The 13,160-nt window shown below is 60.7% G+C and carries 7 protein-coding genes; 2 read left to right on the forward strand and 5 right to left on the reverse strand.

What is annotated here, in order from left to right; genetic code table 11:
* Positions 1-184: 184 nt before the first annotated feature.
* Positions 185-5,695, forward strand: a complete 5,511-nt coding sequence (locus tag ABWO90_RS03210; RefSeq protein WP_353189753.1) for a trifunctional serine/threonine-protein kinase/ATP-binding protein/sensor histidine kinase — start codon at positions 185-187, stop codon at positions 5,693-5,695.
* Between the two features lie 66 nt (positions 5,696-5,761).
* Here ABWO90_RS03210 and ABWO90_RS03215 read toward each other — a convergent pair whose 3' ends face one another.
* From ABWO90_RS03215 to ABWO90_RS03235, 5 genes are all read right to left on the reverse strand, one after another.
* Positions 5,762-6,337: a YbhB/YbcL family Raf kinase inhibitor-like protein gene (locus ABWO90_RS03215; RefSeq protein WP_353189930.1), complete on the reverse strand. Its 576-nt coding sequence runs from the start codon at positions 6,335-6,337 to the stop codon at positions 5,762-5,764.
* Positions 6,338-6,427: 90 nt separating this feature from the next.
* Positions 6,428-7,360: an MBL fold metallo-hydrolase gene (locus tag ABWO90_RS03220; protein ID WP_353189754.1), complete on the reverse strand. Its 933-nt coding sequence runs from the start codon at positions 7,358-7,360 to the stop codon at positions 6,428-6,430.
* A gap of 294 nt (positions 7,361-7,654) precedes the next feature.
* Positions 7,655-8,809: a hypothetical protein gene (locus ABWO90_RS03225; RefSeq protein ID WP_353189755.1), complete on the reverse strand. Its 1,155-nt coding sequence runs from the start codon at positions 8,807-8,809 to the stop codon at positions 7,655-7,657.
* A gap of 10 nt (positions 8,810-8,819) precedes the next feature.
* Entirely contained in the window at positions 8,820-11,711 is a 2,892-nt protein-coding gene (locus tag ABWO90_RS03230) for a hypothetical protein (RefSeq protein ID WP_353189756.1), read from the reverse strand.
* 248 nt (positions 11,712-11,959) lie between these two features.
* Positions 11,960-12,616 (reverse strand): helix-turn-helix domain-containing protein, encoded by a 657-nt coding sequence (locus ABWO90_RS03235; RefSeq protein ID WP_353189757.1) that lies wholly within the window; start codon positions 12,614-12,616, stop codon positions 11,960-11,962.
* 185 nt (positions 12,617-12,801) lie between these two features.
* Between ABWO90_RS03235 and ABWO90_RS03240 the strand changes: the two genes are divergently transcribed.
* Positions 12,802-13,155, forward strand: a complete 354-nt coding sequence (locus tag ABWO90_RS03240) for a RidA family protein (protein WP_353189758.1) — start codon at positions 12,802-12,804, stop codon at positions 13,153-13,155.
* The last annotated feature ends 5 nt before the right edge of the window (positions 13,156-13,160 follow it).

Genomic DNA, 13,160 nt, shown 5'->3' on the forward strand with positions numbered 1-13,160 from the left:
GGTCAGGCACATCGCGGGAGCCTGGAATCGGTTCGAAAGAGGGGCTACGCGCATGAATCGAGATCGCGCCGGCATGGCTTGCCATTGCCTGAGCTACGGGGCATGTTCGGCCAGAACGTGAAGGTGCTTCCCGGAGCAGGTCGGTTGCCGGAGGCGCCAGATACTACATAGGGTGTCGGTTCCGATGGGCGAGAGACTTCAGGTGCTTTGGGATGATGGGGACCGGATTGTGTCTCGTGCGACGCGTTCGGGCGAGCGGGGCGAAGACAGTGTGCTCTATGTCTATCCGGCCACCGAGCATCCCCTGCGGACCAGCCTCGAACGCTTTGCACACGAATTCGGGCTGAAGGACCATCTTGATGCTGCATGGGCGGTAAGACCGCTGAAGCTGCTCAGCGAAAACGGGCGCACGAGGCTAATGCTCGAGGACCCGGGGGGCGAGCCTCTCACGCGGCTGATCGGTGCCCCCATGGAGACGGGGCGTTTCCTGCGCATTGCTGTCGGGATTACCGCCGCGTTGGTGAAGCTCCACCAGCATGGGCTTGTCCATAAGGATCTCAAGCCCAATCATATTCTCGTGAACTGCACTGACGGGCAGGCACGCCTCACCGGATTCGGGCTTGCTTCGCGCTTGCCTCGTGAGAGAAGGGCACCCGAGCCGCCTGAGTCCATTGCCGGCTCGCTCGCCTATATGGCGCCCGAGCAGACCGGCCGGATGAATCGCTCCATCGATTCGCGCAGCGATCTGTATGCGCTGGGCGTCACCCTATACCAGATGCTGACGGGCGTGCTGCCGTTTACGGCTTCCGCCCCCATGGAATGGGTGCACTGCCATATTGCCAGGGTACCCGTACCGCCGATCGGGCGCGTGAGCGTCCCTGGCGCAGTGTCCGGCATCATCATGAAGCTGCTGGCCAAGACAGCCGAAGAGCGGTACCAGACGGCTGTGGGTGTCGAACATGACCTCCGGCGCTGCCTGGCGCAATGGGAACGCGAGCGGCGCGTGGACGACTTCCCATTGGATGAACTCGGTGCACTGGATCGACTGTTGATCCCGGAAAAGCTGTACGGCCGGGAACGCGAGGTCGACATGCTGAGCGCGGCATTCGCTCGGGTGGTCAGTAGCAGTGAGCCGGAACTGGTGTTGGTATCCGGCTATTCCGGTATCGGCAAGTCCTCTGTCGTCAACGAGCTGCACAAAGTGCTCGTCCCGTCGGGCGGACTCTTCGCTTCCGGAAAGTTCGACCAGTACAAACGCGATATCCCCTATTCGACGCTGGCACAGGCTTTTCAAAGTCTGGTGCGTGCGCTATTTGGCAAGCCCGATGACGAGTTGGGGAAATGGCGCGACGCGTTGCTCGAGACATTGGGGGACGACGCGGGACTCATGGTCGATCTCGTTCCCGAGCTCAAGCTCGTCATCGGCGAGCCACCACCGCCACCTGAATTCGATCCGCAACAGGCGCAACAGCGGTTCCTGCTTGTGTTCAGGCGTTTCATCGGGGTATTCGCCACCGCAGAGCATCCACTCGTGCTCTTCCTGGATGACTTGCAGTGGCTTGACGGCGCGAGTCTGGATTTGCTCGCGGATCTGCTAAGCGCATCCGATCTGCGCCACCTGCTGCTCGTCGGCGCCTATCGCGACAACGAAGTCCATCCGTCGCATCCGCTGACCGGCACGTTTCGGGCGATTCGAAATGCGGGGGGGAGGATCGAGGAAATCAAGCTGGCGAAACTCTCGAGCGAGCACATCGGGCAGTTGATTGCGGAGTCGCTGCATTGTGAGCCCACAAGTGTCGAGCCTTTGGCGCAACTCGTGGAAAAGAGAACCGCAGGGAATCCCTTTTTCGTCGTCCAGCTCGTGCAGTCGCTTGCGGAAGAGGGGCTGCTGACGTTCGACTATGACGCGATGGTCTGGCGCTGGGACATGGGGCGTATCCATGCCAAGGGATATTCCGACAACGTGGTGGACCTCATGGTGGGCAAGCTGGCCCGCTTGCCTGGCGAGACCCGGCGCGCGCTGCAACAGTTCGCGTGCCTGGGCAACGTGTCGGATATCGCGACGCTGTCGACAGTCTTCGGAATTCCGGAACCGGCCGTCCCCGTGACCCTGTGGGAGGCAGCGCGTCAGGAGTTGGTCGAGCGACGGGGCGACGCTTACGCTTTTGTTCACGATCGTGTTCAGGAAGCCGCCTACTCTCTCATTCCCGTTGCGGCTCGTGCCGAAGCTCATCTGCGGATCGGCCGGCTTCTGGCTGAACGGACACCGCCGGAGCGGCGCGAGGAGGCGATCTTCGAGATCGTCGGGCAGCTCAATCACGGGCACGCACTGATCAGCGAACGTAGCGAGCGCGAACAGCTGGCAGAGTTCAACTTGCTCGCAGGACAGCGCGCAAGGGCGTCAACAGCCTATGCCTCGGCACTCGCCTTTTTCGAGGCCGGCGTGAAATTATTGAGCGAGGAGTGCTGGCGGCGCCGGCATGACTTGTGCTTTGCGCTGGAACTGGGGCGGGCCGAGTGCGAATTCCTGACGGGCCAACTGTCCGATACCGAAGTGCGACTGGCGGCGCTGTCCGAACGTGCAACGACGACGCTCGAGCGGAGCCGGGTCGCCTGCTGGCAGATGGATCTTTATATGGTGCTTGACCAAAGCATCAGCGCGGTGGCGGTCGGCCTCGGCTTCCTGCGTCATGTCGGCATTGAATGGTTGCCGCATCCGCTGGAAGCGACGATGCGCAGCGAATATGAACGTATCTGGTCACTACTGGGTGAGCGATCCGTCGAGGACCTGATCGATCTGCCGCCTATGACAGATGTGGCGGCCCTTGCCACGGTCGAAGCACTGACAAAACTGGTCGCGCCCGCCTTGCTGACGGACGGGACACTCGCTTGCCTGACGATCTGCAAGGCAATCAACCTCAGCCTCGAACACGGAAACGGCGATGCTTCGTGCGTGGCCTTCGCACAATTTCCCAGGTTCGCCGGGCGGTTGTTCGGTGACTACCAGGCCGGACTTCAATTCGGCCGGCTTGGCTGCAGACTCGTCGAGCGTCGCGGTCTCGTCCGCTATGAAGCCCGCACCTACCTATCGTTTTCTGCGTGGGTCGAACGCTGGATGCAACCCGTGCGAAGTTGCGGCGAACAGCTGCGGCAAATATTCGAAATCGCGAACCGAACCGGCGATCTCTCTTTCGGTGCGTTCACCTGCAGCCAGTTTGTCTCGCATCTGCTCTGGACTGGCGAGACATTGACGGAGACACAACGAGAGGCCGAATCGGGCCTCGCATACGCAAAGGCGGTTCGGTTCGGCCTTGTTACTGACTATATCGAACAGCAACTCGCGCTGATCCGGATGCTGCGGGGGATAACGCCGGTCTTTGGCTGCCTTGACGACGAACGGTTCAATGAGTCTCAAGTCGAACAGCAACTGGCGAAACCGCCTCAGGCGATGAAGGCTTGCGCGTACTGGGTCTGGAAACTACAGGCGCGTTATCTCGCCGGCGACTACGAGGTAGCCGTGGTAGCCGCTGCAAACGCGGACCGGCTTCTCTGGAGCTTGCACTCGTTCCTGGAGGAGGCGGAGTATCACTTCTACGCCGCGCTTGCGAAGTCTGCCTGGTGCGACCTTCATCCGGCTGGCGATCTCGAGCCCTACCTGAACGAACTGAGCGGCCACCACGATCAGTTGCAAATCTGGGCGGATCTCTGCTCGGAGAATTTCACAAGCCATACGGCGCTCGTCGGCGCGGAGATCGCCCGACTCGAGGACCGACTGATCGACGCCGAGATGCTTTACGAGCAGGCGATCCAGTCGGCGCAAAATGGTGGCTTCGTCCACGTCGAGGCGTTAGCCAACGAGCTTGCGTTTCGCTTCTATGGGGGCCGCGGGCTCCGGAGAATTGCGCATGTTTATATGCAGGATGCCCGTCACGGATATCGGCGCTGGGGGGCTGACGGCAAGGTGAGGCAGTTGGAGGAAAATTATCCGTTCCTGAGCGCTTTCCAGCGTGCGGACTGGGTGACGTCCGGCGCGATAGCCACGATGGATACTTCGATTGACCACCTCGATCTCGCGACTGTCATCAAGCTGGTGCAGGCGGCCTCCGGCGATATCGTTCTGGAAAACCTCATCGACATGGTAATGCGCACGGCCATTGAACAGGCAGGCGCTGAACGGGGCGTGTTGATATTGACCGTCCGTGACGACCACCGCATCGCGGCGGAGGCGAACACGCGCGAGGACGGCATTCAACTGCAGCTATGCGATGTGCCTGTGAGTGCAGCGATGTTGCCGGAGTCGATTCTCTACCATGTGTTGCGTACCCGGGAGAGCCTCATTCTCGGTGACGCCGCCGCAGAACCCGCCTTTGCCACTGACGCCTATATCCGGGAGCATGGCGCTCGCTCGATTCTATGCTTGCCCTTGATGAATCAGACGAAACTGACCGGCGCGTTGTACCTTGAGAATAACCTCTTCGCACGGGCATTCAGCCCCGCCCGAATCGCGGTGCTCCGACTGGTGGCGTCGCAGGCGGCGATCTCGCTGGAGAATGCCCGTCTCTATCGTGAGGTCGAGGAGCGCGAGGCGAAAATCCGACGCCTCGTCGATGCCAACATTATCGGCATTCTTGTCTGGCACACGGACGGCGCGATTCTGGAAGCCAATGACGTTTTTCTTCGCATTGTGGGTTATGACCGCGACGATCTCGACGCGGGGCGGCTACGCTGGCGGGACATGACGCCAGTGGAATTACACGATGGCGCCAACCAAAAGCAGTTGGAGGTCAGACGCACAGGTCGCGTGACGCCCTTCGAGAAGGAATACATCAGAAAGGACGGTACGCGCGTTCCTGTGGTTGTCGGCCTGGCCACATTTGCGGCCAACAGGAAGGAGGGGGTCGCATTTGTTCTCGAACTGACCGAGCAAAAGCAGGCGGAGGCGCGAATTCGCGAGACTGAGCGGCGCTATCGGGAGGTGCAGACCGAAGTCGCGCACGCGAATCGAGTCGCCACGATGGGGCAGCTTGCGGCGTCAATAGCGCATGAAGTCAACCAGCCCATCGCCGCTACCGTGACCAACGCCCATGCGGCACTGCGATGGCTGCACCTTCAGCCACCCGGCATCGACGAGGTCAACCTCGCACTCAACCGGATCGTCAGGGACGCCAATCGCGCTGCGGACGTTCTGGGACGCATTCGACAACTGATTCGGAAGGCGCCGCCAAGGAAGGAGCCTGTCGACATCAACGAAGCGATCCGCGAAGTGATCGAACTCACTCAGGGAGAAGCCAAAAAGAACGGCGCCACCGTGGCGACGGCGCTCGCGGAGGGATTGCCGTGTATCGAGGGCGACCGGGTGGAGTTGCAGCAGGTGTTCCTGAATCTGATCATCAATGCGCTCGAGGCGATGTCGTTCGCTGGCGCCGCCGTCCGGCAATTGCATATCCGTACGGGAAGCGATGAGGTGGGAGGCGTGTCAGTCACCGTACGCGATTCGGGCCCGGGCTTCGGGGAGGGGGTAGATCGCGTGTTCAACGCGTTCTACACCACGAAGGAGGCCGGGCTGGGTATGGGGCTTTCGATTTGCCGGACGATCATCAACGCGCACGGCGGCCGCATATGGGCGAGCGAGAACTCGCCGCGAGGCGCTGCCATTCATTTTTCGTTGCCGCGGTATCCGACCCAGGACATGTGACGTCGGTCTGCGCGGTCTGTGCCAATGACATGGTTCCATTGGCACCCTCCACTCGACTCCAGCACTTCACTTCGACGCTCGGCGGTACTTCGCCACAACCTTCGCCCGGGCAATGACATTGCCGTGCATCTGATACGCGACAAGGGCGGGGCTGGACGCCGCCTTTACGTCGACGGCAGGGATGCCGAGTGCGGAAACCGTGACGATATATCGGTGGAACTCCCCCTCAGGCGGGCAAGGTCCGCCGTACTTCGGCGCCCCGAAATCCGTCATGGTCTCGAGCGCGCCCACGGGCAGCAGGCGTGCATTTCCCGACGCGCCCTTTTCGATTGCCGTTTCCGACGGGGGAATGTTGACGACGTTCCAATGCGTCCACCCCAGGCCACCGGTTGGCGCATCGGGATCGTGAATGGTCACGGCGATGCTCTTCGTTCCAGGCGGGAGATGGGACCACGAGATGCGTGGAGACACATTCTCGCCGTGGCACCCAAAGCCGTCGTAGACCTGTGCATTCGCAAATTGTCCACGGCGGTCGAGGCCATCGACCTTGACGGTGAAGGGCGCAGCAAAAACGGCGGCCGGCATTGCAGAACAAAGCACTGCGGCGCAGAGGCTTGCGCGCAGGAAGATGTCAGATCGCATGGTGAGCGCCTTTGAGAAGTTCATGAGGTGCTGTCCGAAAAACGCCGCGCGTCTTGCGACCCGCGGCGCCCACGATTGCGCAAGCGTCAATCAGTAGTCCCAATGCACCGGCACGAAGCGGAACCCGTTACCGTTCTTGATCACGTGCCCGACGGACGGAAACGCGACGTGCGCAGCGGCCAGCATCGCGCCAGTTTCAGCGGCCTCATTCATCAGGGCCAGACGAACGTCCAGGGCCGTTTCGGGGTCATGCTCGAAGCCGTTCTGCCACTGGGGATTGTCGAAACCGACTTCGAAAAGCGCGTCGCCCACGAACGTCAGTTTCTCGCCATCCGACGCAATCTCCACGACACAGTGTCCCGGCGTGTGTCCACCCGTCACACGCGCCTTCACGCCTGCCGCGACTTCCACGGTCTGATCGAACAGCACGAAGTTCTCGCTGTAGAGTTCCACGAACTTCGCCGCCGCCTTGCGAAGGGAGGGGGGCACGGCTTCGGGCATGACGGTCCTGCTGAAGTCCGGGTTTTGCCAGAACTTCACTTCGGTTGCCGACACGTGAATGCGTACGTCCGGGCGCAGCTTGGCCTTCACGCCATCGACGTTGAGCCCGCCGACGTGATCCATGTGCATGTGCGTGATCACGATATCGGTAATCGCGGACAGGTCGATGCCGGCGGATTCAAGGCGCATGACGGTCCGACCGGCGCGCGTGAAGTATTCGAAACCGTCGCCCACGCCGGAGTCGATGAGAATCAGACGATCGCCGCTGCGCACGAGCGCAATGTTCAGCGCCCAGTCGAACATGTCGCGCTGCAGGAAGCGACCGTCGAACCATGCGTTGCGATCGGTTTCGCTCACGTTGGTGGACAACGTGGAGGTCGGGAGCGGAAGGATGCCGTCGCTGATCATCACGACATCAACGTCACCCACACGCACGGCGTAGCGCGAAGGCACGAGCTCGCCGGAACCTTCCTTGCCAAGGCTGGTGATAACCGGCCGCAAATTGCGAGTTGTTTCGCTCATTTTCGTAATCCTATTGGGGAAAGCCGCACGCTGCGGCGGGGGGGCATGAATTTCGCGCGCGTCGTATAGCTCGCGTTTCGAGCGGGTGCGCAGACCTCGTTCGGTTTGCGTCGCCGCGCGGAAATCCTCATCGACCGTTGCGACTACCAATGCAACTTTCGTCCCAATCGATTGTAGTGAGAGGTGTCGAGCGCCAGTAGCATCGCCGCCGGGCTCAGCGTGTTGACCGATCGACAACAATGCATAAGCCGGAGAGCGGCGTATGCATTGTGTCAGTCGGAATATCGCCGGACGCTAGGGCTGAAATGAAATCTGGGGACCGGCGTTGGCCGCCGCCGTCATTGCGGTGCGAGCGAAGTTGAGGGTTGCGGGCACGGCAGAGGATATGGCGGCAATGATCGCCGCTGAGTTGGCCACGAGGGCATCAACCGAAGCGGCAGTGGCAAGTCCGGTCAGATAGACTTGCGCCGACCCTATCATGATCGGTGCGAGGTAGATGGCGGCCACCACAATCGCTACGGCGAGTGTGGCGACTGCCGCATAAGCCAGAATCTTCTTGAGGTCGGCGTTGTTGTCTTGCCAATAGCGCGTGACTTCAGGCGTGGGCAACAACTCCAGGCGTTGCCACTGGCGCTGCTGTTGACGTGCCCAGGCGGCGAATCGCTTGTAGACTTCTTCGGGCACGCCCTGAGCGGACGATGTCTGATGGTAACTGTAGGCAATCAGGCCACGCGCCGGTGCTTCCTCCGGTTCCATGCCGTTGATGAAGGGCGGAATCGGCATCGGACGATAGTTGTATGTCGGCCCGAAACAAATCCACCGATACGCCGACGGCGCGGAAGTGCTGACGTCCTGAAAGATCGGGACGATAGCCAAGTCCGGGGGGATAACCCAGGGCGTGCCATAGGCCGTCATCTTCTCAGGCAACATCACAGAGGCGTTCAGGCGCAGTTCTGCAAGCTCCCGATCAACCAGCGTCTTAATCGGCCCACGTAACAGTGCGACCTTTGGCTGGATGTCCTCGATGATGGTCGCGTCCGCCTCGTCAACTGTGGTGACCTCAAGTAGTTCTGCAACGATCACGCGTTGGATGGGATCCAGGCCAAGTCCCAGCCCATCCGCACGAATGCTGCGCCCCTCCCGTAGTCCCGACGCCGGCGTACCGCTCTTGATGAGATTGCGGTTTCGTTGACTCTTCGAGTAGTAGTTTCGGAAGTCGGTCATGATGCGGCGCAGGACCATGTCTTGTGCCGTCTTGCCCGTGCCTACGCTGGTCCGCCCAACCAGATCCCATTCACTGAACGTCTCTCCCGCAGGATAGCGCCGGCGGAAGTCGGCGCGAAACAGACCGAGGGCATAGAGCTGGGCGATCTCAGGCGCAACCGAATTGCGTGGCACTTTTTGCTGACCGGGGCCGCACATCGTGGTGAAAGTCGATCCGTTGGACATCGTCGACTCCTTACTGGTCGAACGTGGGCAGATCAGGCTCCTTTTGCAGCCATACGAGCGTCGTCGGGAGCGTGAACTCCCATGGATCTCCTTCTGGCACCGCGCCGGCGAGATCATCGGTGCGGTTGCGCAGTTCTTCATGAATCGAGATGAACAGCGGATCGTTGAGTCGCGGTGTCTCGCCGCCCTCCCAGATGCTGTCGTTTTCCAGGTAGTACAACATGGCGTCCTTGTACGCCATCGGTACGGGCAGGACAACGCGTGCCGCACCGGCTTGCAGGAAATTGGCGAAAAGCGGATCTGGATCTGTGAGGTTGCTGGTAGCGAGCCATTGGGACTTCTGCGCCCAGAAATAGGGATAGAACAGGTAGGTAATCTGCTCCCAATCGAAAGCCTGTTCGAAGAACTGTGCCCTGGCGCCCTCTTCGAGGGCTCTGAGCACATCGATCTCGGGCAAGGCTTTTGACGGTGATTGCGGATACACCATCGATCCATTTTGGTTAAAGTGCTTTCCCGTCAGCAGCGTGAGGCACAGCTTCTTGAGTTCGCGCTTTTCGATCTCACGGTTCATCGCCTCGTTCCGCCCTTCGATCGTGATCGCGCCCTGTTGGGCCTGAGCTTGGGAGAGCTTTTGATCATATTCGGTCTGCAACGCCTTGTACGCGGTGTAGACCTTGTCGAATGTCGTCAATTGCCACTGTTGATAGTGTTCGTCGGTACGCCTGCAACAAACGGAGACATGAACGACGTAGGCATTGACGTCGTATCCAATCGCCGTGACGGGGATGATGCCGCGGGGATCGTCCGCCGTATCGCCGCCCCAGTACTCGCCATAGCCTCCCGCCCATGCGTGCCGTGCCCGCGTGTCGTTCAGGGCGTGGTGTTGCTCGTCGCCGATCTGGAGGCTGAATTGCGGGTAGTTCTCGTAGATCACCGATGCGTTCGCTTGATAGTGATCCCAGATATAGCCATCCGGGATCACCAGGTCTTTCACGTTTTTCGAGAACGTTTGACCGTTTTGGAGCCCGCTCTGCTCGAAGCCGGTCGAGACGTAGAGGTACTCTTCAGGCGGCGGGCTGACGCCGGTCGCGTTGTAACGCGCGGCGAATATCTCATAATTGGTCGCATTGAAATCGCTCGGTGTCAGCGCACCGCCGGTCTGATCGAGAAATGGCACGGGCGGCGTGGCGTTGAGCGAGATCTGTTTGGCGGCTTCCAGCGACGCACGGAAGTAGGCCGCTGGCTCCGGTACGACAAACTCGATCATCATGCGCACGCCATAGTTGTAGATCTGAGCGCGGTACTTCTTGTCCACCCAGCGATACACGCCGGTGATATGGCCCTGGCCTTCCTTGTTATCCAGACCGTGATCGTTCGTCTCCTCGACCTCGTGCAGAGTCGTGGTAGTGCGTTCGGTTTTTACCTTCTTCTGGATCTTGCTGACGGTTCGATCTACGACTTCGCGCGCGAAGTTGGCGCTGTTTTTTTCCGATTCCTGCTGTGACGTCGCATACGCAAAGTTGCCCTGTGCCGTAATGCTCACCGGCCCGAACCCTCCGGTGACGGTTAATCCCGCCGAGACGCTCATATCCTCTTTGATCGTCTTCTCCGCTTCACGCTTGAGCTCAAATCGGTCTGTTGTCTGCGTATCGCGCTCAGTCTCCTCCGTGTCTTCCTCCGACTGAAATATCGTGGTCTCCGTGCGGTCGAGCACGCGGTGCTTGCGCTCCTTGAACTCTCCCTTCAGGACGTTTTCTATGTGGGCAACCTCGCCGGGTACGTAGGCAAGCAACGTCTGTTTGACCACTTTGAGGTCGCCGATGCCCAAGGGTTTGATGCGTCCCTTCACACTCACGTCACCGGTATTGCCCTTGCCGAAGATGCCCGGAAGAATGCCGGGAAAAAGGCCGACATAGGGGGGGATCAATTTTTTGAGGTCTGCGTTGCCCCACTTGATCACGGCAGCGGCAAACGCCGGATCGCTGCGTAGCACGTAAGCTTCGCGATTCAACTGAGTGAGGTGCGTTTCCAGCGTGCGTGTCGCTGCCGGAAGCGTTGTCGCGTCATTGACGCCAATCCGGGAGAGCACCTTCACCTCGGCCTCAGTTGCCCGAGTCGCTGTCGCGCGGTTCAGCGTGGGCACGGCGCCGATGGCAATGTCGGCGCGACGCAGGGTCCCCTGATCCTGGATCGTCTCCCCCTTGACCGGGGTAACGGGTGTGCGGGCATTGCGTGCCGCAGCAAGCAGACTCTGCGTTGCCGTAATTTCCTTGATGAGACTTTCATGATGAATCTGTGCCGATTCGTCAGACGGCGCGGGCGCATTGCCTGTCGCGGCTTGCACTGGCGCATTGGCCTCCTTGACTGGCGCGGAAGGCAAATCAATTACCGGCGTGGCTGAGAGCGCATCGGCGAAGGTGCGGCGGGTCGTGAGCTTTTGCTGCTCGGCCAGTGCGATGACGTGCAGCCAGCGCAGCGCCGCGACAGGGGTCTCCAGCTTCGGCCCCGCGTCGGGACCGGAAGCATACGCCGCATAGATCGCGTTCCACGCCCAGTTGACGAACTCCGCGCGGCGCTTGGCGTTGATCGATTCGCCCGCAGACGCGATTAGCGCATCGGGGTCGAAGGGATCGTCGGGGCCGAGGTTCGCGAAGGCCGCTCGCGCGGCGTCGCACGCGTCAGCGAGGGTTGCCAACATCGGAAGCTGTTCTTTTTGCTGCCGAAGCTGGTCCGCCGTAGCCTGAGCGCGCCCGGCGGGTATTGACGCCGACGCCCGCCGACGCACGTCCGCACTTGCCCGGTCGTCGCGTATGAGAGAGACCTGCGTGCCGGCCTCCTTCGCGCGCTGCGCAGGGCGCAGCGCCACGAACTTGAACACATCTACCTTCGCGGGATCGGGCATATTCGCCTCCAGTCGCACGACATGACGTAGTCAACGGAGCGAATAATAGGATATCTAACTGGACTACTACAAGAATTCCGAGAGCTTCTTTCGTTGCCGGCGGCGCTCGGCCATCCGTCGGATGCGTTTAGCGCGGCGTCGGACATCTGTCGCAGCGGGCGAGGTCACGACAGGAGTCCGGCATCAGGCATTACTTCGGAGTGTTTGATGTCGCCATGTGGCGAGGGGAGGGGGCTGCGCCAAGACCGTTATCGGGTGTGCAGCACGGGGTGTGAAACAGTCGTATCGACGCAGCAGACAATCGCGTCAACGCCGGCGGCATGCTCACTCAGATACACATGCCCGACGCCGCTGTCGAAGTAAAGGCTATCCCCTGGCCCAAGGCGGTATTCGCTGCCGTTCTCGAACTGCAGCAACAGGCTTCCCGACAAGACGAAGACAAACTCCTCGCCGTCATGGCGAATGTAGTCGGGAAAATCCTCCAGCTTGCGCGCACGAATGTGGGCATGCATCGGCACCATGCGTTTGTCGGGAAGATCGGACGCGATCATTCCGTAGCGATAGTTCGGCGTCTCGTAGATCGCCTGCTTTCCCGCCGCCGTGAATGAGGGGCGTATTGCACCGCCAACGCTGACGTTGCCGTCACCAAAGATGGCCGAGTAGTCGAGATTCAGTGCACGCGCCAGTGCGCCGAACTTGTCGTACGTGAGTGCGATGTCGCCGCGCTCCGCCTTCGAGATGGTCGATACCGCCACGCCCGAGCGCTCGCTCAGCGCCTTCAGTGTCAGCCCAAGCCCTGTGCGCGCAGCACGCAGGCGTGCGCCGACGGTCTCGTGGCTGACTTGGCTATCGGCCTGACGCCGTTTGGCCGGCGAAGGCGGTTTCTTGGGAGCAGGTGGCGTCATGGGCTTCGCTGTACGTGCCGTACTCACATCGTTGGAATGGCACGCGACGTCGTTGATCGGATGGCGTCTCTCAGTGTTTTCTCGTATACGAGAACTGAAATTCTCATATATGATAACTGAAATGTCGGCAGACCCATTCGGTCTACGCCAGCGATCGCATGTTCCCCTTTCCTGAGTTCAAAGAAATGAAGAAAGACATCACGCGTATGCAAACCAACGGCCGCATGAGTCAGGTGGTCATTGCGGCAGGGGTTGTCCATCTGGCCGGGCAAGTGCCGGATTCGCCGGATGGCACGGTCACCGAACAGACGATAGAAGTCCTGAAGCGCATCGACACACTGCTTGCTTCGGCAGGCGTCGACAAGACACGTCTTCTGACGGCGAACATCTGGCTTTCCGACGCGCGTCATTTCGACGAGTTCAATCGCGTGTGGGACGTGTGGATTCCGGAAGGTCATGCGCCCACGCGGGCGTGCGTTCAATCGCCGTTGATGCGCGCCGGCTTCGAGGTGGAAATTGCCGTGACCGCGCTGGCGTAGCACTG

The organism is Pandoraea pnomenusa (assembly GCF_040391475.1).
Taxonomy (GTDB): Bacteria; Pseudomonadota; Gammaproteobacteria; order Burkholderiales; family Burkholderiaceae; genus Pandoraea; species Pandoraea pnomenusa_C.

Excerpts from the sequence above, each read along its gene's own strand:
- ABWO90_RS03210 (WP_353189753.1), top strand. The coding sequence starts at position 185 with ATGGGCGAGAGACTTCAGGTGCTTTGGGATGATGGGGACCGGATTGTG.
- ABWO90_RS03215 (WP_353189930.1), bottom strand. The coding sequence starts at position 6,337 with ATGCGATCTGACATCTTCCTGCGCGCAAGCCTCTGCGCCGCAGTGCTT.
- ABWO90_RS03220 (WP_353189754.1), bottom strand. The coding sequence starts at position 7,360 with ATGAGCGAAACAACTCGCAATTTGCGGCCGGTTATCACCAGCCTTGGC.
- ABWO90_RS03225 (WP_353189755.1), bottom strand. The coding sequence starts at position 8,809 with ATGTCCAACGGATCGACTTTCACCACGATGTGCGGCCCCGGTCAGCAA.
- ABWO90_RS03230 (WP_353189756.1), bottom strand. The coding sequence starts at position 11,711 with ATGCCCGATCCCGCGAAGGTAGATGTGTTCAAGTTCGTGGCGCTGCGC.
- ABWO90_RS03235 (WP_353189757.1), bottom strand. The coding sequence starts at position 12,616 with ATGACGCCACCTGCTCCCAAGAAACCGCCTTCGCCGGCCAAACGGCGT.
- ABWO90_RS03240 (WP_353189758.1), top strand. The coding sequence starts at position 12,802 with ATGAAGAAAGACATCACGCGTATGCAAACCAACGGCCGCATGAGTCAG.